Raw genomic sequence first — 21,436 nt, 5'->3', positions numbered from 1 at the left:
ACATAACGTGGCAGTGATTTCTGCGCAATTTGTCGAAATGTTATCGCAATTTTTTTTGCGCAGAATTGTAATGTCCAGCATACAAAATGAGAAAGTGTGACAACTTCATGAGAATAAACAGAAGAGTTATTTACATCACTTTTATAATTGTTATCTTGTTATTAATTACGAACAACAGCTCCTATTATTGGTATGCGAAATCTATATTAACGCAGGAAAAGTCAGAACAAATGGCAACGACAGCGAATCAAATTCGAACGTCGATTGAACAGTCGGAAGCGGGAGCCTTCTTCGTGGAAGATTTGATTGGGGAACAATTGCGATCTGCCGCTATCTTTGCCAAAACAAAGCTAGATCCCGATATTGACAAGGTAACGAATGAACAACTTGTTCCCCTTGCAGAGAAAGCTGGTGTGGACGGKATTTCACTCATGAAACGAACTGGCATTGGCGATGATATCATGGTTGGCAAATCGTCCGAACCTAAAGAATTAACACTTACAAGCACAAGTTCATTCGGATATTGGTTTACCGCTTTTGACCAACTGCTGAAATACCACAAAGTGACGATTCCTGAAGGGCAAAAACTTCCTAATTTCTGGTCGGGGATTTATGAGGTGCCTGCTTCAGGCACGAGCGATGTTAGTAAATTTGGCTATTATTACGATGGGGAAACGAATTATATCATTTGTGTGTTTGTAAATGCAGGTAAAATTAAGAAGTTCAAGGATATTATTGGTGCGGATACGATAGTCAAAAAAACACTGACATCCAATCCGGATATTATAGAAATTTCCGGATTAAACGGGATCACATTCGGTACGAAGCCGAAGGAATATACGAGACCGAATGGCATTATGTATGTTTCCCTTTATGACCGTCCTCTGCTATTTGGTACACAAAATATCATTCATGTGAATGATTTCACGAATTTCAAACGTGCTATTCAGGACGAAAAGCCAGTAAGTGTGGTTGAAAGCTATGAGGGAAAACCGATTCTGAAGACATTTGTGTATGTGCCCATTAAAGAGAGAATAACGGATGTTCAGCGGGAAATACCTTATGTGATCACCATTGTTTCGGACTACCAGTCCATACAGAAGACGTTAAATGACCAACTTATTCGTGTTGCTCTGATCATTGTTCTATTTACCTTATTCAGTTGTATTCTTGTATTCCTCGTATTCCGATTCAATACGAAGTCGCGTGAAACAGCCGTTCAGTCCACACAAGAAATGTATATTCAAAATGTAGACCTCATGTTTGCGACGATTCGCAGTCAACGACATGATTTCCTGAATCATGTGCAAACCCTATACGCCTTATTGGCCAATGGAAAAAAAGAGGATCAACTGCGTTACATGGAGGAATTAATTGAGGAAATTAATGAAGTCAATGATATTATTCGAATTGGACAGCCAGCTATCGCTGCATTGATTCAATCGAAAATAACGCTAGCGATGCGAACCAAAGTCTCTTTTAGCTATGAGTTTACAGGTCTGGATGGGCTATCTCTTGGTGTGAAATCGGTCGATCTCGTGAAAATTATCGGGAATCTCATTGATAATGCCTTTGATGAAGCGAATAAATTCCYAGCAGAAGAGCGAGAGGTGTCTGTGAAAGGCTGGAAGGAATTGAACGATGTGAAGATTTCTGTGAAGAATCGGGTGAATCCATCGTTTCATCTGGAAGACGACACGGATTTGTTCGCGATCGGCTATAGCACCAAGTTAGAAGGTGGACATCAAGGGCTCGGTTTGCCAGTGGTTAAGGAACGAGTTGAATATTATCGGGGAACGATTGAAGTTAAAGTGGAGGAAGGCTTTATTTGTTTTCAGCTTTCGATTCCCATGCAATAACAGAAATGACAAAAATCGCGATTTGGTCAGCCAAATCAGCGATTTTTTTTGGTCTCATTTTGTAAATGAATAAGGCAGATAGGGCAATACATAGTTCCAAAATGGAAGTACTAGACAGACAACAAGTAAAACCCAACGGAATACCGTTTCACTCGCGGAACCGGTGTCGATTGCAATCCATTTGGGGAGCAGTCGGATTCTGAGTGTGATCGGCCAGAAGAGCTGGACACCTCGATCGTTCAGTAGGTCGATTAAGGGATGGGAAGCATACGAAAGGATGAATACCCAGAAATATAATGGCGGCAGAGGTAAGCATATCATCGCGAGCAGCGCCATGAAAAGCAAAGAATGCGTCAATGTTCGATGTTTGATTTTCAAAACATKAAGCAAGGCAGATAAAGGGAAGAGAACCTTGGCCATGGTGGAACCTGGTTTATCTACATCGGCTAAGGTGCCCGCCAAACAACCGAGTAATAAAGAACCTGCAGCATCCCATGTGAAGAAACTGATGTCGCCATGAATGAGTACGATTTCGGCTGCAATCATTCCAGCGACACTGTGTGTTTTTTGTAGCATAATAAGCGCCTTCCTATTCATGAGTTCATATAACTTTATACTATTCGATTTATACATGGAAATTAAGGGTATCGCAATACAAAATAGATATTGTCGTGTTTCACCTATATAAATGTCTGGATACACCTTATAAACAAGAAGAGGGATGCTCTACAATAAGTCGTAAAGGTGCAATAAATAAGGAAGTACATCTAACACGACTGCCCGTGTATCTAGGAGGAAAAACCCATGAGTTCTATTCGTATTTCAGCTTTGTTTTGTGAATATCAAGTTAATCCAATCGGATTGGATACTGCTGGGCCACGCTTTACTTGGCAGCTCGAAGCTGACACTAACGCTACTGTGCAATCAGCCTATCAGATTCAGGTGAGCATGCATTCTAGTGATTTCGAACCAGCGAGCTTGGTTTGGGATACGGATCGTATCGCTTCAGAGCAATCTGTGCTTGTTGCCTATGCAGGACTTGAGCTGCAGCCGCGGACTCGATATTTCTATCGCGTGAAGGTATGGAATCAATCCGGTTTGGCTTCGCCATGGAGTGAAATCGCTTACTGGGAAATGGGACAGCTTCAACCAACAGATTGGCAAGCGAATTGGATTACTCCAGATCCTACACATATTGACGCAGATGCGGAAGAAGCCTACTAYCTTCGGAAAAACTTCCGTGTAAGCGGGGAGATTCGCAAGGCGACGATTTATGCGACAAGTCATGGGGTATATGAACTAGAGCTTAATGGTTCGCGGGTTGGCGATTGGGAGTTGACGCCAGGCTGGACCAGCTACAAGCATCGTCTGCAGGTTCAGAGCTACGATGTCACGAACAGTCTGATGTCAGGGACGGAGCACACCATTGGCGCGGTATTGGCGAACGGTTGGTTCAAAGGAAATCTGGCATGGACACATCAGCGGAATGTTTTTGGAAGCGTAAGGGCGCTGCTTATGCAAATGCATATTGTCTATGAGGATGGTACCGAAGAGATCGTAGTCAGCGATTCCTCTTGGCGAACGTCCCTTGGGCCCGTCCGCATGTCAGAGCTTTATCATGGTGAAACCTACGATGCTGGTTTGGAGCTCACGGGTTGGAGTTTGCCGAGTTATGATGATCAAGATTGGACTGCGAGTATTGAACTCGGCTATGGCAAAGAAACATTGGTTATGCAAGAAAATGAACCCTCTCGCGTGACGGAACAGCTGAAGCCTATCGCTGTCATCGAAACTCCGTCAGGGGAAACCGTGCTTGATTTTGGGCAAAATATGGTAGGGAAAATAGAGATGCGATTTACGCTGCCCGCGGGTACACGCATCGAACTGCTGCATGCAGAAGTGCTTGATGCACAAGGCAATTTCTATATTGGCAATCTGAGGTCGGCGAAGCAATTGGTTACTTATGTGTGTAGTGGACAGGGTGAGGAATCGTATGCGCCGCATTTCTCCTTCCAAGGCTTCCGTTATGTCAAAGTTATGGGATGGCCACAAGATGTTGCATTTGATGCTGCATGTTTTACGGGTCTGGTTATCCACACCGACATGGTGGCGAAGGGGACATTTGAATGTTCTCACGAACTTCTCAATCAGCTGCAGCGAAATATTGTGTGGGGGCAGCGGGGGAATTTCCTTGATGTGCCGACGGACTGTCCGCAGCGTGATGAGAGGCTGGGTTGGACAGGGGATGCGCAGGTGTTCATTCGAACAGCGGCCTTCAATTATGATGTGGCCCTCTTCTTCAGCAAGTGGTTGCGTGATTTGAAAGCAGATCAGCGTGAGGATGGAGGCGTACCATTCGTGATTCCGCAAGTCCTGAGAGAAAACGAGCATTCTTCTTCAGCTTGGGGAGATGCGGCGGTGATCTGCCCATGGACGCTCTATCAGGTGTATGGGGACCAGCGCGTGCTGGAAGAGCAGTATGACAGTATGAAGGGTTGGATTACTTATATCCGCCAGCAAGGTGAGAATGAATACTTGTGGCAAACGGGCTTCCACTTCGGCGATTGGCTCGGACTCGACGCCAAAGAGGGTAGTTGTATCGGGGCAACGCCCAAAGATCTAATCGCAACTTGCTTCTATGCGTATTCGACTTCGCTTTTTGTCAAAACAGCGGAAGTCCTGGGACGCGAAGAGGATGTCGCTGAATACACAGCGCTCTACGAGCGCATTGTTGAAGCTTTCACTGCGGAGTTTGTGACACCAAGCGGAAGATTAGCAGCACATACACAAACTGCACATGTGCTTCCGCTAATGTTCGGTCTTGTTCAGGGAAGCGTTCGGGAACGCTTAGCAGCGACCCTTGTCGAGTATGTCAAAGAGCAAAAATATCATCTGACGACGGGCTTTGTCGGCACGCCGTATCTATGTCATGTGCTCTCGGAAAATGGCTATCATGATGTGGCCGTCAAGCTTGTCCTGCAAGAGGACTATCCGTCTTGGCTGTACCCCATTCATCAAGGGGCTACCACGATTTGGGAGCACTGGGATGGCATCAAACCGGATGGTACGTTCTGGAGTGATAGTATGAATTCCTATAATCATTATGCTTATGGATCCATTGGCGACTGGTTATATCGCAGAGTAGCAGGCTTGGATTCTGATGACTCGCAGCCAGGTTACAAACGCATGAGCTTCCGACCTCGGCCAGATTCTGGCCTAACGTATGCCAAAGCATCTCTCATCACGAATTACGGGGAGGTTCGCAGTGAATGGTCCATTGAAGAATCGGGGGACATTCGGTATACGTTCCAGCTCCCGCCAAACACCAGCGGAGAGGTCATCTTAGCTAAATCTACTCTTACGGAAGTGACATGTCAGGGTCAGAATCTAGATACAGTTCCAGGCATTCAAAGTGTTCGGGAAGTTGCAGGCGATGTAAGGATTGAGCTTGGCTCAGGAATCTATCAATTTAAAGTACAGCGTACAAACTCCTTCTCTTTGTCATTCTAAGTTTATCGAGTATAATAGACTTAACGAAGGTTCTTAGAGGGAGAGTTACAGATGGCTGTCATCAACGCAATGGAAACCGTGGTTAAGCAGTTGTTCGAAGAATTCCGGAAGAACTATGAATTGAAGTGTGATTGTGGAACGTGCAAAGAAGATATATTGGCAATCGCGCTGAACAAGCTTCCGCCACGTTATACTTCCAGTGAGAAGGGACATCTATTTGTTAAAGGTGAATTTACGAATCAACAGTTGCGTTCAGATGTCATGCGAGAATTAATGGAAGCATCGAGCATTGTTGAGCATCATCAACATCATCGTGAGTAAAGCAAGATAGGCCTACGCCGCTATCTCCGTTCAGACGGAGGTGGCGGCGTTTTTGATTGTKGGCGGATGCGCAGCACACTGTCCCTACTGACTTTTGAACACGTGTGCATTTCGCCTGAAGTTGATTTAGTCCGATATTTCCGAATTAATACGAAGATTGCTTGTGAAAAAAGCTCATTAATCCGATTATGCCGAACTATTTACCCGTATTCCTTCTGCGAGGGTTGTTTTGGTCGATTTAGGTGGGCGTATTAGGACTAAATAAGATTTCATGATGCGGACAGTGAGATTAATTCGGCAATTTAGGACTAAAAGGTACCGGCGGCGTAACCCGAACTCGAGGATGTCGGGAAATCGGATGAGCAATCGCTGCAAGGCTATTGGAGTGCTGTAAGTCGATTATTTCGACTATCTCACAAGCATTTTCCAATGCCATTACTCTTATATTTTCCCACGCGCGACTTGCGCACTATCCCTACATAGTTCTTACGCACTATCTTGCGTAAATTCGCGCTACAAACCAACTTGTCACATCTCCCTGAATGCAAACAAAATTACATAATATAGAAAAAAAAGATGTAAGAGATGCAAAAATAAATGCGCTGTTTTTTCACGCACTTCAAGCTAAGATAGAAGTAGGAATTTCCAAATAAATGAAAATTAGGAGGGGTTCATGTGAAATCAGAGCAGTTTAATGGCATTTTTGATTCGGTGTTAACGGATGTTGTACAACAATCTTATGGCAATATATGCTTGCCCTCCGATGAACAAATCCAACAATCGATGAAAAAAATGATGTCGATGCTAGAAGAATGCCCGAAATGGTTGTTGCACAATGAATGATCGCGAAAACTTGAAAGCCATCTCCAATGACACGCTTGTTGATGCCTATATAAATGCAAGCCGGATGAAGCTGAGTAAGGAATTTCTCTTGTTTTTACTTTTAGAAATTCAAGCTAGACAGATTAGTTTATTCCGAGAAAATAGTTTGGAAAGCACCAGCTAATGTTTACTCCACGTAGAGAGTTTAAAAAAAGGTATGAATCCTTTACAATGTAACCGACAGGAAACTCCTGACGTTGCAGGGTAGGGGATTTTTTGTTTGCGCTAAAGGGAGGGCATTCATGTACATACTTCAGAAATTGATACCCACGAATTGGTTTCGCAATCAACGCATTCGATATAAAATCATTCTCATTTATTTTCCACTGATCTTCGTGCCCTTATTTGTGCTGGGTTTCGTTTCGAACCAAGTGTATACGAACGCTATCGTCAAAAAAACGATCAAAAACGTGTCGGACAACTCCTCCCTCATCATTACCCGCATCACAGGCATGTTAACGAACGTGGAAAGCTGCGCGAATATGTTAACTATTAATCTCAACAAGGTGATCGTAGAAGACCCACAATCCTTAGCCGCTCCAGAAACCAGCCTGCAAATGTACACGCAAATCACGAATCAGCTGAGCTTTGCCTTGCTCGTTTTCCCCGATGTGCAGTCAGCCGCATTCATTGATACGAATAATCGAATCTATGGCTCGAATGTACTCATGGAGCGGAATCGGGAGTGGATACCCTCAAGCCCCATGCTAAAGCAAATTGATGCATCGAGCGGGAATAACATTTGGTTCCCGATGCAGCGCAGGGATTATTTAACCAACGGTTCGCAAGAAACAGTGATGACGTTAGGGAAGCGAATCGTAAACATATACACCGGACAGAAGTTAGGCCTGCTTGTGCTCAATATCAAAGAAAGCTCTTTATCCGCGATTTATCAGAAAATCGGTTCGATCCAAGATGGCAGCTATTTTATCGTGGATGATGAAGGTGTTGTTACTTCTTCGCAGCATCCAGAGGATGTGCTCCAAGAAGTGGCCAATCCCGAGATGAAGCTCTGGATCACCTCAAGCAAGCATGTTACCGATCCGACTTCTTTCGAATATGAGAAAACTCTTGTCGTGAGCTCCGATGTCCCTAGCTTTAGTTGGAAATTGATTTCGATGGCACCTCTTGCTTCATTGACGGCAGATACGCGCAAAATTACGTTACTCATCGTATTGCTGGGTATTGTCTGCCTCTTTTTTGCCCTTCTTGGCGCAGGCATGCTCTCCCAATTGATCGCTAAGCCCATTATGGGGCTCACGAAATACATGAAGAAGGTCAAGGAAGGCAGCTTGGATATCGAATTCCAAGTAAATTCAGAAGATGAAATCGGAATGCTGTCCTCTGGCTTTAATGCGATGATTCGGCGGATTCAAGAGCTATTGACCAACATTAATTGGGAGCAAAAGAAGAAACGGGAATACGAGCTTGCCCTGATTCAAGCTCAAATTAAGCCGCATTTCCTCTATAATACCTTGGATGTCATCTATACGCTGTCAGAAATGGGACGAGCACGCGATGTGCAACGGACAACGAAAGCATTGGCCGATTTCTATCGCGCTGCGCTTAGTAAAGGCCGCGAAACGATCACGATTGAAGAAGAAATTCGCAATGTGAAAGATTATTTATCCATCCAGCGTATTCGCTATTCCGATGTGTTTACCTATGAATTTGATATTCATAACGAAGTGCTGAGTGGTCAAATTCCGAAACTGACCATACAGCCGCTTATCGAAAACGCGATTTATCACGGACTCAAAACGAAAGGAAGTCTTGGACTTCTCAAGGTAACAGGCGAAATTGTCGATTCCAAAATAAAAATCATTGTCGCGGATGATGGCGTGGGCATGGATTCAGAGCGGCTCAAGGCCATTGTGAAAAAGACGGAATCTCCTCAGGAGGCTGTGGGATATGGCTTCAAGAATGTGAACGACCGTATCCAATTGTACTATGGAGATGAATATGGCTTACAAATTAGAAGTGAACAAGGACAAGGCACGGAAGTTACGCTATGGTTGCCTTTTAGGCGGGATGAGGAGTAGATGTGCATGCAGAAAATAGTAATCGTCGATGATGAATCGATTTTCCGAGAATATTTGCGTTCAGCATTAGACTGGGAGGCCTATGGCTTTGAACTTTGCGCCGAAGCGAAGAACGGGATTGAAGCCCTCGAGCAAGTTCAATTACATCAACCTGATATAGCGCTTGTCGATATAACAATGCCTTTCATGGATGGTTTGACCCTTACGGAGCAATTGAAAGAGCACTATCCAGCAACGAGTGTGGTCCTCATTACAGGACATAATGAATTTGACTATGCGCGCAAAGCGTTAAAGCTGGGCGTGGAGGATTATATCCTCAAGCCGTTCTCCAAAGATGAACTCATCCTAACGTTGCTTAAGCTGCAGAAAGAACACGAAAAAGCGCGGGAAGAAAGATCCACGCTCAAAGAAAATCAGCAAATGATGAAAGAAAGTTATTTGAACCATTTGCTTAGCAGTGACTATCACCATTCTCCTGAGGAAACAACGCAGAAGCTCCAGCAACTTGGGGAGTCATTCGCCTCCTCCTTGTTCGTTGTTGCGTGTATTGAAATTGACCATATGGATGTCAAATGGAATCAAGTGAGCGAACGCTTACTGTGGAAATATGCCGTGACGAACATTTTGAACGAAGCGATGGAGGAGACTGGACATCACCTTATTTTCAACGGGCCAGAAGGGCGGATTATTTGTCTGGTCGAGCACCAAGGGGTGAACGATCTCGAGGTTCCTGCGTTAGAGGGGTATGAGAAGCTTATTTTTTTGATCAAAAAATACCTGAAATTCACGATCACCATTGGCGTCGGTCGCAGTCAGTCTGGCTACATAGGCATTCGCACCTCTTATTTGGAAGCGCTGGAAGCTCTTCAGAACAAGTTCGTATTAGGAAACGACCGTGTGATCGCTTATGGCTCTAATGTGCTTGATTCTGGCAAGCAGGCGCTCTACCCGACGGAGATCAACGAAGAGCTGCTCGTACTCTTGCGCATGCATAATACGGAGAAAGTAGAAGATAAACTGGAAGAAGTTTTCCAGTCTATTCGTGAGCAACGATTGTCTTTGGAATATACCTATGTGATTTCCATGGGGCTAATTTCCGTTTGTCTCTCTTATATCACAGAGATGGGGCATCCCATCGAGGACTGCTTTGGCGAAGCCTTTTACCCCTATAGTGAAATCAAGCGGTTGGGTTCCATAGAGAGCACATCGACATGGATCAAGGAGCTTTTCGCTAAGGCGATTCAATATACGAACAAGCACAAAAAGACGAGATCCTCGAAAATTGCCCAATCAGCCAAAGAGTATATCGAGGGTCAATACATGGATTCCGAGCTCCAATTGGATCAGATTGCCMAGCAGGTGTTCATTAACCCAAGCTATTTGCGGGCGATATTTAAGAAGGAAATCGGCATGACGGTAACGGATTATGTGACCCATGTGCGTATGCATAAAGCGAAGGAGTTACTAGGCAAAGGCAACATTCGTTTGGCAGATATTGCGGAGCAGATTGGGGTTAATGACCCTAGTTATTTTAGCAAAAGTTTCAAGAAATTCTTCGGCTATTCGCCCAGTGAGTATGAGAATAATCGCATATAACGACTGCACACGAATGTGCGGATTTTACCAGAAGCCCTCAGTTATTCCATTATCACTGTGGGTTTTTGCCTCTATACTGAGGATGTAAAGAGGAGAAACGCACAAGAATTATTGGGAGGTCTACACATGAAAAAGATGGCAGTTACTCTCGTAAGCTTACTCGCGGCGACTAGCCTAGCAGCTTGCGGTTCCACAGAAACACCGAAAGAAACTACCAGCGCTGCCCCGGCGGCAACAACTGCAGCTACGACAGCACCGGCTAAGGCGGATGCAAAACCAGTCAAACTTAGAATTTATGCCCAATATGCAGATGAAGATACGAAAACACCTTATGACTATGCAGTAGCTGAATTGAAAAAGGAAATGCCCAACGTAGAGCTTGAGTTGGATATCCAAGCACAAGATGATGGACAGAAGTTAAAGACGTATGCAGCGACGGGGAATCTTCCCGACATTTTCCAAGCAGGGTTAGACATTATCGACACGTTCAAAAAATCAAATAACATCCTGATGTTGGATGAGTACGTAACGAAGTTTGGCTTCAAGGATAAAATGCAGCCGAGCGCAATGAACACACTGGTGACAGATGATGGTCACACGTATGCATTCCCGTATGCAGGGAACGAAGTAGCCCTGTTGTACTACAACAAAGATTTGTTCCAACAAAACGGCGTGAAAGTACCAACAACGTATGATGAAATGATGACGGCTGTTAAAGCATTCAATGCAAAAGGTGTAACGCCGCTTTCCATTTTTGCCAAAGAGAAATGGCCTTGCGTAGCGCTGTATGACATGTTCGTAACACGTGCGGATCCAGGCGGTATTAACAAATTGGATAAAGGTACGGCGAAAGCAGACGACGCGGCTTACAAAACAGCTGCTGATAAAATTATCGAGCTTGTGAAAGCGGGCATGCTGCCTAAGGGCGCAACCAACTTGAACTATGACCAGGCAGCGGCACTTTACCATGAAGGTAAAGCAGCAATGTTCATTAACGGTCAATGGGAAATTGAAGCAGCAACCAAAGCGCTTGGCGACAAAGCCGGCTACATGTACTTGCCTGCAGCTGATGCAGCAGCCTATGAAAAAGGTAAAACAGCATTCAGCGGCAGCGGTGGTCCAGGTGGATATGCTGTATCYKCAAACACGAAAGATAAAGAGCTAGCAGCGAAAGTAGCATCGTTCATTTCCTTGAAATATGCTGAGTACAAGTTCACAAACCGCAGTAACCCGATTGTTGCAACGAAGGTAGACAAACCGATTGTGAAGCAGTTCCCTCCAATGATGGATCAGCTTTCCAAGGATATTCCGAAAATCACAAGCACAACCGCATTCTCATGGGGCTTGTCCAATCCGAAGTTCAAAGCAGCACTTGAAGATGCAACTCAAAACCTAATGACAGGTAACTACACGTCCGATCAATTCATCAAAGATTTGAATAAAGCAGCAGTTACAGCGAAATAAATGTGATGCTATGACATGGGAGACTCACCCTGGAACGCTCCACCCCAGAGTGAGTCTTTTACTCTACAAGGGAAGTGATGACATGCGCAAATTCATGGGAAATAAAGTGGCGATTATGCTATTCACGCTGCCGGCTCTCCTTTTGTATACAGTGATCGTGTTTTATCCGATTCTACAAACCTTTTACCGCAGTACCTTCGAATGGGATGGCTTGAGCGAAGGCACGTTTATCTTTCTGGATAACTACACACGATTGTTTCAAGATAGTATTTTCTACACGTCCCTCTATAATGGACTCGTGTTTGCAGGCATCCTAGCCGTTGTGCAGATTGGGATCGGGTCTGTGCTCGCTTTTGCCGTAGCAGAGGGCTTCAAAGGGAGTAAACTTCTACGCATTTCCTACTTCATTCCGGTCGTACTTTCCATTACAGTCGTCTGTCAGCTCTGGTTGGCGATGTATAACAGTGAGTATGGTTTGATCAACAAAGTATTCGAAGCATTAGGAATCTCGTACCGTCAAGACTGGCTTACTAATAGCAAAACAGCGATCTTTGCGATTGCCTTCGTAAATGCTTGGCAGTACATGGGGTACCAGTTCGCGCTGCTTCTTGCGGCTGTGAAGTCCGTGCCAGAACAGTACTTAGAGGCTGCCCGTATCGATGGCGCTTCCAAATTCAAAGCACATATGAAAATTACAATTCCGATGCTGGCTGAGACGTACAAATTTTGCCTAGTCCTCGCGATTACAGGTGGGTTGAACGCTTTTGCTAACATGTTTATCATGACGGGCGGCGGGCCTGGTAACTCCACTTACACGTTGACGTACCTGATGTACCGTTCTGCTTTCCGTGTTGGTGAATTCGGCTATGGCAGTGCGGCTGCAGCATTCCTTGTTATTGAATGTTTGATTGTAACGTTAGCGATTAATAAACTCATTGCTCGTGAGCGAATTACCTATTAAGGAGGATGACAAATGAACGGTTTCATGAAATTGCGCAAAAAAAATCCGCTCCTTGGCATCCTATTATGGGTGTATGCGGGGTTATCGGTGTATCCGTTATTGTGGATGATTTTCTATTCACTGAAAAATAACAATGAAATTTTCGTTACGAATCCTTTCGGAATTCCAACACATTTTCGCTTCGAAAATTATGTGGACGCGTGGTCCAAATTTAATGTACCGCAGTACTTCAGCAACAGCTTGCTCGTGGCAGCCTGTACGGTCGTAGGCACGATTGTGCTCTCTGTAACGTTTTCTTATGCAGTAGCTCGCATGCAGTGGCGTTTCAAGGAAGTGGCAAGAATCTATGTAGTCATCGGGATGTTCATTCCGATACAAGTTATCATGATCCCGTTGGCTATTCTTGTTCGTGATTTCCACTTAGCTAACACGTATGGTGCACTCATTGTTCCTTATATTGCCTTTAATATTTCGTTCTCCAGCATGGTGTTTTACGGTTTCTTTCGTTCAATCCCGGTTGAGCTTGAAGAATCCGCCTGCATGGATGGGGCTAGCATCTACCGGACGTTTTACACCATTATTTTACCTATTATCAAGCCGGCAATGGCGACGATGGTCATTTTCGTTTTCTTATCCTCTTGGAATGAATTCACGATGGCACTCATTTTAATTACCAAAGAATCACTGAAAACCTTACCGCTCGGATTACTATTCTTCCAAGGTCAGTTTACGACAAACTGGGGTGCAATGGGGGCAGCGATGACGATTGCCAGCTTGCCAACTGTCTTGGTTTATATCCTCTTCAGTGAACAAGTTGAGAAGGCGATGACCGTAGGGTCCGCTGTGAAAGGATAATATTGGATATAAATGTTGAAATGACCCCATTTTGGGGTCATTTTTTGCATGAAAAGTGCTCTTTTAACCATATATCAATTCCCCTTATAAGTCCCATAAGATGATTCTAATTGACCTATGAGGCGCACTATGATAGTTTTCAATGGAGAGTAAAAATAGTGCGAATAATAGCAAAGCTTATCAATACATGCTGATGAGGTGGATTTTGTTGGAACTTCAAGTCTTAAACAGTCCTTTTAACCAAGAGCAAGTTGAATTGCTCAACCGCGTCCTACCAACGTTAACAGATACTCAACGTATTTGGCTGAGTGGCTATCTAACGGCTCAACAAGGTTCGACAAATTCCGTGGCAGCACCTGTTACTACCGTACCAACGGCTGTAGCTAGTCAACCTGTCATTTCCAAAGAAGTAACTGTCTTATTCGGATCCCAAACAGGTAATTCTCATGGCTTAGCCAAAAAGCTAGCGAAGAAGCTAGAAGAGCAATCGTTCCAAGTCACGCTTTCCTCTATGAGCGATTTCAAACCGAACAATTTGAAAAAGGTTCAAAACCTTCTCATGATCGTTAGTACGCATGGCGAAGGCGATCCACCGGATAATGCGATCTCCTTCTACGAATTCCTTCATAGCAAAAGAGCGCCTCAATTAGAAGAACTTCGGTATTCCGTTCTTTCTTTGGGTGATACGTCGTATGAATTCTTCTGTCAAACAGGTAAAGATTTTGACAAGCGTTTGCAAGAGCTTGGTGCAAAATCATTAACTGAGCGTGTTGATTGTGATGTAGACTTTGATGAGCCAGCTGCGGCTTGGGTTTCTAGCGTGCTGGGTGCTCTGAGTGCTTCATCGGCTAGTGCTGTTGTTGGAGGTTCATCTGCTGCGGCTGGAAGTGCCCCTTCCACGGAGTCGGAATATTCCAGAACCAATCCGTTCCAAGCGGAAGTGCTTGAGAACTTGAACTTAAATGGCCGCGGCTCCGATCGTGAAACGCGCCATGTGGAAATCTCCTTAGAGGGTTCGAATCTGCAATATGAACCAGGTGACAGCTTGGGTGTATTCCCAGAGAATCRTCCGCGTCTAGTTACTGAATTGATTCAAGCTATGGACTGGAATGCAAGCACGCCAGTTGCTGTAAACAAAAATGGGGAAGAGCGTCCTTTGCAAGAAGCGCTTACTCGTTACTACGAAATCACTACATTGACGAAGCCTTTGTTAGAGCAAGTTGCAAAGCTTTCTTCAAACGAGAAGCTTCAAGCACTTGTTGCCCCTGGCAATGAAGCTGAGTTGAAATCGTACATCGCTGGCCGCGATTTATTAGATTTAGTGCAAGACTTCTCCTTACAAGGTGTGTCTGCTAGTCAATTCGTAGCTGTGMTTCGTAAACTGCCTGCTCGTTTGTATTCCATTGCTAGCTCATCCAAAGCCTCACCGGATGAAGTGCACATCACTGTACGTGCGGTTCGCTATGAAGCGAATGGACGTAATCGTTATGGTGTTTGTTCCGTACACTTGGCAGAGCGTGCACAGTCAGGTGCTGCGTTGCCGGTTTACATTCAGAACAACCCGAATTTCAAGCTTCCTGAGAACCCAGAAACGCCAATTATTATGATTGGACCTGGTACCGGCGTAGCGCCATTCCGTTCTTTCCTTGCAGAGAGAGAAGAGACGGGTGCAGATGGTAAAACGTGGTTATTCTATGGAGATCAACACTTCGCTACAGACTTCTTGTACCAAGTTGAATGGCAGCGCTGGTTGAAAGACGGCGTTCTAACGAAACTAGACGTAGCTTTMTCCCGTGATACGGATCAAAAAGTATATGTACAGAATCGTATGTTGGAGAAAAGCCGCGAGCTGTATCAATGGCTGCAAGAAGGCGCTGTTGTCTATATTTGCGGTGACGAGAAGAAGATGGCACATGATGTGAATGCTGCGCTGCTCACGATTCTTGAGCAAGAGGGCGGATTAAATAACGAAGAGGCCGTGCAATATTTGGCTAATATGCAACAGCAAAAACGTTATCAACGGGATGTTTATTAAAACGGGATCCCCGCGATCGCGAGAGGAGAAAGCTCAAGATGTCAGAAAATAATTTACTATCGAAGAATAGTGCGCCGCATAGTGATGTTGAACAAATTAAAATCCGCAGTAATTATTTGCGCGGAAGTCTAGAAGAAACGCTTGAAAATCGTATCACCGGTTCCATCCCCGAGGATGACAACCGTTTGATGAAATTCCACGGCAGCTACATGCAAGACGATCGTGACTTGCGTAACGAACGTGCGAAGCAGAAGCTAGAGCCTGCCTACCAGTTCATGCTGCGCGTACGTGCTGCTGGCGGTATCGTAACGGCTGACCAATGGTTGATGATGGATCGTGTAGCTCAGAAGTATGCGAATGGCACCATTCGTCTTACAACGCGTCAATCCTTTCAGTTGCATGGTGTAATCAAATGGAACATGAAGAAAACGATTCAAGAAGTTAATGCATCCATGCTAAGTACGCTTGCTGCATGTGGCGACGTGAATCGTAACGTGATGTGTAACCCTAACCCCTACCAATCCGAAATTCACGGCGAGGTATATGAGTGGGCGAATCGCATCTCGAACCACTTGGACCCACGTACGAGAGCGTACCATGAGATTTGGTTAGACGGCGAGAAAATCGTCGATAGCCGCGACGATGAAGAGCAAGAACCAATCTACGGACCTGTGTATTTGCCTCGTAAGTTCAAGATCGGTATCGCAGTTCCGCCATCCAACGATGTAGATGTATATTCGCAGGATCTTGGTTACATCGCGGTTATTGAAGATGGCCGTTTGGTGGGCTTTAACGTATCCGTCGGTGGCGGTATGGGGATGTCTCACGGTGATGTCAAAACGTATCCGCAAGTTGGTCAAGTGATCGGCTTCATCAAGCCAGAGCAAGCTGTTGATCTAGCTGAGAAAACCGTCATGATCCAACGCGATTACGGTGATCGTTCCGTTCGTAAACATGCTCGTTTCAAATACACAATCGACGATCGCGGTATTGAGTGGTTCGTGAATGAACTACAAACGCGTCTAGGTTGGAACCTTGAGCCAGCTCGCGCCTTCCATTTCGAATCCAACGGAGATCGTTATGGTTGGGTGAAGGGCAGCAATGGCAAATGGCATTTCACAATGTTCATCCAGAACGGCCGCGTGATGGATGATGGAGACTATCGTCTGATGACAGGTCTTCGTGAAATTGCTAAGATCCATAGTGGTGATTTCCGACTTACGTCGAATCAGAACTTGATCATCGGCAACGTGAGCGCTCAGAAAAAGAAGAAAATCGAAGAGCTGATCAAAGATCACGGCATTACGGATGGTCTACACTACTCCGCATTGCGTAGAAATTCGATGGCGTGCGTTGCATTCCCGACTTGCGGACTCGCAATGGCGGAATCGGAGCGTTACCTACCTTCTTTGATTACGAAAGTAGAGTCAATTCTTGAAGGTGTTGGCCTTCGTGAGCAGGAAATTACAATTCGGATGACAGGTTGCCCGAATGGTTGCGCACGACCAATGCTGGCTGAACTTGCGTTCATCGGTAAAGCCGCGGGCAAGTACAACATGTACCTTGGTGGCGGATTCGCAGGAAACCGCTTGAATAAATTGTACAAAGAAAACATTGGTGAGTCCGAGATTTTGGATTCCTTGCAAACGATCATCCCTCATTATGCCAAAGAGCGTCAAAATGATGAACACTTCGGTGACTTTGTCATCCGCGCTGGCTACGTGAAAGAAGTTCGTTCGGGTCAAGATTTCCACGCATAAAATGGAAAGAGCAGTTCGAGTCGTTCGCGACTTGAACTGCTTTTTTTCTACCACATAAGAATTTATAATTAACCGATACTCGGAAGAACAAATTCTTATTGGCGATAAAAACAACATTTAAAACGCGGTCGCTCATCCTCGAAGTACTTCGATAGAAGTTTTTCTCAATGCGAAACAGATGGAAAATCTCCATCTAATTCCTTCGATTTTTCTTCGAAAAGGAAAATAACTGGAAAAACTCCAGCTATTTCGGTCATTTTCTGCGATACTAACAGAAATCCCAAAATTAGCTGGAGTTTTTCCATCTAAATGTAGAATACGGCTGATTTACATGAAATTAGCTGTATATTTTCCAGTTAAAGCTGAGCCTGAAGCTCGGAATGGAGCCGACAAACAGGCTGACGCAACGGGTCGAGGTAAGTGGAGTGCCTCTCACTGTCACCGTACAGCGCTCTCGCTCATAAAGCACTTACCTGTTCTCACTCTCAGTAACTCATTCCCTCACTAATCTCCTCACTGTGCCCCCTTGCTCACCCAAAACGTCACATTATCCCCAACCAAGCCCTTGGTTCCTGCTTTTGGTTCCTGTTTCGTTACTGTGCCTTTGGCCTGCGTGCTAGTTTCAATGACGAAGTTGTAGTGAAGTCCAGCAGCAAGCGCCAATTGTTCGGCATCCGCTTGCGTCTTGCCGACCAGATTAGGTACTTCAGTTTCCTCGGTACCTTCATTCATACTCGTTAGCTTAGCATTTGGTGTGGCGCTTGGGCTGACGGTTGCTATTGGTGTACTTGTTGGCGTAGGAGAGATGATGACGACGGTTTGAACAACTTTTGGCTCTGGCCACAGATACCACACGGAGACAATCCCTATCACGAGAGCTGAAACGGACCCTAACGCAATCAGCTTAGCTGAACGATTAGAACGAGTATGACTCTCATATTGAGCCGCTTGCAGTACTTCCGTTGATTCCTCAGGGATCAGCTCATCCTGTATTATGCTTTTGTTGTTAGGGACAGAAGGAGGTAAACTTCGCAATCCGAAAACGAGCGACGATAACGAGGATTGCCCATGACAAATAAATTTGATGAGGCGAATCAAAGCTAATTTTTGCTCAGTCGTCGCACTTGGAATCGAAGCGCGCTCCAGACTCGTATGCATAACCTCGAATGTATCGGAAATCGTTTCGCTCCCCGTAAGCAGCTGAATCATTAAGCGGCAAAGCCCAACGGCTCCCTGCTCTTGAGGTTCATCTACCTCCCAATAGTTGATGACGGAAAGTTTATTCTGATCGGTTAACCATAAATTATCTGGACGTACGGAAAAGCCTGTAATCTTGTCTTCCATAGCATCCAACAGAGAAACTCCTAAGTCGCTAATGATCGCGACAACAGCGGCATAGGTCCATTTGCGTTTGAACATGGTATGGGCAAACAGCGAACCACTTTTTGCTTGTAAAATAATGGTGACGGCATCCTGAGCGATAGATGTATCCAACATGTGATGAAATCCATCGTGAATAAACGCGGCTTTATCCTGAAGTGAGCTTATGTAATCGACACCGAGTTGATTGTGACGAAGCGCTTTACGATACAGTAATACTTTGCGAGTCAGAAATACATCATCACCATAATGGAGAGTTCCATGAGGGAAAGAGACGATTTGTGTACTTGGCACGTATCGTGTACCTATTCGATCGGGCATGGAATAACCATCCTCTCTGGCGTGTATGATTGGTTTACTCTTTATTATAAAGGATTCGAAGGCAGATAGGAATTTAGGAGTACTCGTTATAAAAAATCACATAATTAAGTGAAAAATTTGTGGGATTTTATCAAAATAGTTCGAATTGCCTGTATTTTGATAGGATTCGTTGTAAGATGGGTCCATAAATTAAGTTTCGTGTCAGGATTGTTGACGCAAATGGAGGCGTGGATCAGAATGAATGATAACCGTATGGATAAAAACTTGACTTCAACGTTGTTTAAGCCTGCGATTTACCTATTGAATAAACTTAGGTACCCGCATAAATTTTTCCTTATAGGTTGTGTATTCGTAATTCCGATTACGCTGTTAGCCGAACAATTATTAGCTGGGACAACGCAAAATATGCGTGGAGCTAAACTCGAAATGTCAGGGATATCTGTTCAACGTGAATTGGGTGAATTGTTGATCCGATTGGATCAATTCGGACAAAGTTTACCTTCGACGGACGGTGTCCAACCACCTGATAAGACAGATTTGAAACAAGTGCAAGTACACATTGATCGTACCATGTCGTGGTTGAAAGCGGAAGTGGAGCATGCCAAGACACCATTGCTGGAAGAGAAATTTGTTTCAGGTATCTTGGAGCAGTGGCAATCGATTGCTTCGAGTGTAGATGGGTTAAGTCAGAAGTACTATGAACTTCAACATGAGCAAATGGAACAACAGGTGATTCAACTCATACATATCGTAGAGCAGAAGGCGAAGCTGGATTTGGATCCTGAAGAAGGCTCGAGTGCCCTCATAGACTTTACTGTACATCTTTTTCCTGCATTTTGGAATAATCTTGAGAAAATTGAGCGAAAAGGGATTGAAGTTGCTGCTCGTCGGTCTATCAAAAACCCGGAGGAACAAGAGGAATTAATCCATCTAAGTGGTGAAGGACAGTCTATTTTAATAGAGATTCAATCGTTTGGGGAACAACTCCATAATCTAAATGCTGAGACTGCCTCCACGAGTCTTGCGTTGCATGAAAAGAGCGTAACGTCTGCGCTTGCGACAATCGAAGCATTGAATGAGAAGCTAGTCAACACGGGTGTTATTCAAATTACGGCGAATGAATTCGCGGCTACATCACGTTCATCCAAAGAGGCAGCGATTGTTCTGTATACGCACCAGATTAGTTTGTTAACGGAATTACTACAACAGCGTGTGGATGCTTATACGAAACGTTTAGTGATCGACGCACTTATTGTGCTGGGTATACTGCTGCTAGCGGCGTATTTATTTATGGCTTTTTATATAGCTGTGAAAAAGGGAATTGACGAGCTAGCTCGAGCTTCACGGCTTCTCGTACAAGGAGATATGACAGTCCGTGTCCTGTCCCACTCTAAGGATGAATTTAGCGGCGTAGTAAACGCCTTTAATCACATTGCAGATAGCTTCACAGGTGTTATTCGCCAGAGTCGACTTGTGGTTCAGCGAGCTTTCGACTCGTCGAAGCAGCTTCAATCGAATGTGAAGGAAACCTCCGCTGATTCGAGGGCTATTCAGTTCATCATGACGAATATGGCGCAAGGTTCGGAATTCTTGATGAAAGGTTCAGAGGAAACCTCATTTGCCATGAACGAGGTGGCTACTGGCGTACAACGCATTGCAGAAACATCCTCATTCGTCGCTGAAGCTGCCAACGAAGCTGCGATCGAAGCAAGACAAGGATTTGAAGACATGAGCCTAGCGGTACACCAAATGTCTTCAATCAAAATGAAAGTATCTGAAACGGCAGCAACGATCTCGGAGCTTGTTGAATTATCTACGCAGATTGATCGAATGCTTGACGTGATCACGGATATTTCTGAGCAAACTCGACTGCTAGCATTGAATGCTTCCATTGAAGCGGCAAGAGCGGGTGATCATGGTAGGGGCTTTCAGGTGGTTGCTACAGAGGTAAGGAAGTTAGCTGATCAATCGAGTGAATCTGCCAAGAACATTGTTCAGTTGATTGCGAAGGTGAAGAACAGTTCCAAATCCGTCGTAGAGAAAGCACAATTGGAGATTGCCGAAGTAGATAAGGGGAGCTTGCTTATCGCAAAGGTAGGCATCGTATTTGAATCCATCTTGCAAGCTGTTGATCAAGTAGCGGAGCAAATTCAGGAGGTTTCAGCGGCTTCTGAGCAAATATCCGCGAGTACACAGCAAGTATCCGCCTCGATGGAGGATAGTGTTCAGATTTCGCGGAAAGCAACTTCATATACACAAGATGTTACCTTGTCACTACAAAAACAAGCAGCCTCGACCATGGAAGTCGAGCGCTCCTCAACAACATTGAATCGCATCTCCGAGGAGCTTCTTCACGCATTAACCCATTTTCAACTTGATTAAAATGAACATCATGAACCTTTCTTTGCTGAGGCACGCAGCATTTGAAAGGTTTTATTTTACTAGGATTA

At 44.8% G+C, this 21,436-nt stretch carries 15 protein-coding genes; 13 read left to right on the top strand and 2 right to left on the bottom strand.

Annotated elements, in window-relative coordinates:
• Window positions 1-107: 107 nt before the first annotated feature.
• Window positions 108-1,859 carry a sensor histidine kinase gene (locus AB4114_RS22050; RefSeq protein ID WP_441990381.1) on the top strand — a complete coding sequence of 584 codons (1,752 nt, stop codon included), beginning with the start codon at window positions 108-110 and terminating at the stop codon, window positions 1,857-1,859.
• Between the two features lie 54 nt (window positions 1,860-1,913).
• On the opposite strand, the gene AB4114_RS22045 is transcribed toward AB4114_RS22050, so the two are convergent.
• Complete coding sequence (locus AB4114_RS22045; RefSeq protein ID WP_441990380.1) at window positions 1,914-2,435, bottom strand: metal-dependent hydrolase; 522 nt, start codon at window positions 2,433-2,435, stop codon at window positions 1,914-1,916.
• A gap of 228 nt (window positions 2,436-2,663) precedes the next feature.
• Here AB4114_RS22045 and AB4114_RS22040 point away from each other — a divergent pair, with 228 nt between their 5' ends.
• The 11 genes from AB4114_RS22040 to cysI all read left to right on the top strand — a co-directional run bounded on the left by AB4114_RS22040 (window position 2,664) and on the right by cysI (window position 17,285).
• Window positions 2,664-5,369, top strand: coding sequence for a family 78 glycoside hydrolase catalytic domain (locus tag AB4114_RS22040; protein ID WP_441990379.1), 2,706 nt, complete (start codon window positions 2,664-2,666; stop codon window positions 5,367-5,369).
• Window positions 5,370-5,420: 51 nt separating this feature from the next.
• Window positions 5,421-5,690, top strand: a complete 270-nt coding sequence (locus tag AB4114_RS22035; protein WP_441990378.1) for a late competence development ComFB family protein — start codon at window positions 5,421-5,423, stop codon at window positions 5,688-5,690.
• Between the two features lie 675 nt (window positions 5,691-6,365).
• Window positions 6,366-6,533 carry a hypothetical protein gene (locus AB4114_RS22030; protein ID WP_441990377.1) on the top strand — a complete coding sequence of 56 codons (168 nt, stop codon included), beginning with the start codon at window positions 6,366-6,368 and terminating at the stop codon, window positions 6,531-6,533.
• The gene (gene sda / locus AB4114_RS22025; RefSeq protein ID WP_171635070.1) at window positions 6,526-6,696 is read left to right on the top strand and encodes a sporulation histidine kinase inhibitor Sda; all 171 of its coding nucleotides are present in this window, start codon (window positions 6,526-6,528) and stop codon (window positions 6,694-6,696) included. The genes AB4114_RS22030 and sda overlap by 8 nt, the downstream gene beginning before the upstream one ends.
• Window positions 6,697-6,814: 118 nt before the next feature.
• Window positions 6,815-8,614: a sensor histidine kinase gene (locus AB4114_RS22020; protein WP_441990376.1), complete on the top strand. Its 1,800-nt coding sequence runs from the start codon at window positions 6,815-6,817 to the stop codon at window positions 8,612-8,614.
• A 6-nt stretch (window positions 8,615-8,620) separates the two neighbouring features.
• Window positions 8,621-10,210 carry a response regulator gene (locus AB4114_RS22015; protein WP_441990375.1) on the top strand — a complete coding sequence of 530 codons (1,590 nt, stop codon included), beginning with the start codon at window positions 8,621-8,623 and terminating at the stop codon, window positions 10,208-10,210.
• A gap of 126 nt (window positions 10,211-10,336) precedes the next feature.
• On the top strand, window positions 10,337-11,674 hold the full coding sequence (locus AB4114_RS22010; protein ID WP_441990374.1) for an ABC transporter substrate-binding protein: 1,338 nt from the start codon (window positions 10,337-10,339) through the stop codon (window positions 11,672-11,674).
• Between the two features lie 82 nt (window positions 11,675-11,756).
• The gene (locus AB4114_RS22005) at window positions 11,757-12,635 is read left to right on the top strand and encodes a carbohydrate ABC transporter permease (protein ID WP_441990373.1); all 879 of its coding nucleotides are present in this window, start codon (window positions 11,757-11,759) and stop codon (window positions 12,633-12,635) included.
• Between the two features lie 12 nt (window positions 12,636-12,647).
• Entirely contained in the window at window positions 12,648-13,490 is an 843-nt protein-coding gene (locus AB4114_RS22000; RefSeq protein ID WP_441990372.1) for a carbohydrate ABC transporter permease, read from the top strand.
• A gap of 208 nt (window positions 13,491-13,698) precedes the next feature.
• On the top strand, window positions 13,699-15,525 hold the full coding sequence (locus tag AB4114_RS21995; RefSeq protein ID WP_441990371.1) for an assimilatory sulfite reductase (NADPH) flavoprotein subunit: 1,827 nt from the start codon (window positions 13,699-13,701) through the stop codon (window positions 15,523-15,525).
• 38 nt (window positions 15,526-15,563) lie between these two features.
• Complete coding sequence (cysI, locus tag AB4114_RS21990) at window positions 15,564-17,285, top strand: assimilatory sulfite reductase (NADPH) hemoprotein subunit (RefSeq protein WP_441990370.1); 1,722 nt, start codon at window positions 15,564-15,566, stop codon at window positions 17,283-17,285.
• Between the two features lie 513 nt (window positions 17,286-17,798).
• On the opposite strand, the gene AB4114_RS21985 is transcribed toward cysI, so the two are convergent.
• Window positions 17,799-18,986, bottom strand: a complete 1,188-nt coding sequence (locus AB4114_RS21985; protein WP_441990369.1) for a PASTA domain-containing protein — start codon at window positions 18,984-18,986, stop codon at window positions 17,799-17,801.
• Window positions 18,987-19,223: 237 nt separating this feature from the next.
• On the opposite strand from AB4114_RS21985, the gene AB4114_RS21980 reads away from it, so the two are divergent.
• The gene (locus AB4114_RS21980) at window positions 19,224-21,368 is read left to right on the top strand and encodes a methyl-accepting chemotaxis protein (protein WP_441990368.1); all 2,145 of its coding nucleotides are present in this window, start codon (window positions 19,224-19,226) and stop codon (window positions 21,366-21,368) included.
• Window positions 21,369-21,436 lie beyond the last annotated feature (68 nt).

Source organism: Paenibacillus sp. 2RAB27, from assembly GCF_052115445.1.
Classification (GTDB): Bacteria; Bacillota; Bacilli; order Paenibacillales; family NBRC-103111; genus Paenibacillus_E.
This window is presented reverse-complemented; position numbering and strand designations above follow the sequence as displayed.

Excerpts from the sequence above, each read along its gene's own strand:
- AB4114_RS22035 (WP_441990378.1), top strand. The coding sequence starts at position 5,421 with ATGGCTGTCATCAACGCAATGGAAACCGTGGTTAAGCAGTTGTTCGAA.
- sda (WP_171635070.1), top strand. The coding sequence starts at position 6,526 with ATGAATGATCGCGAAAACTTGAAAGCCATCTCCAATGACACGCTTGTT.
- AB4114_RS22020 (WP_441990376.1), top strand. The coding sequence starts at position 6,815 with ATGTACATACTTCAGAAATTGATACCCACGAATTGGTTTCGCAATCAA.
- AB4114_RS22005 (WP_441990373.1), top strand. The coding sequence starts at position 11,757 with ATGCGCAAATTCATGGGAAATAAAGTGGCGATTATGCTATTCACGCTG.
- AB4114_RS22000 (WP_441990372.1), top strand. The coding sequence starts at position 12,648 with ATGAACGGTTTCATGAAATTGCGCAAAAAAAATCCGCTCCTTGGCATC.
- cysI (WP_441990370.1), top strand. The coding sequence starts at position 15,564 with ATGTCAGAAAATAATTTACTATCGAAGAATAGTGCGCCGCATAGTGAT.
- AB4114_RS21985 (WP_441990369.1), bottom strand. The coding sequence starts at position 18,986 with ATGCCCGATCGAATAGGTACACGATACGTGCCAAGTACACAAATCGTC.
- AB4114_RS21980 (WP_441990368.1), top strand. The coding sequence starts at position 19,224 with ATGAATGATAACCGTATGGATAAAAACTTGACTTCAACGTTGTTTAAG.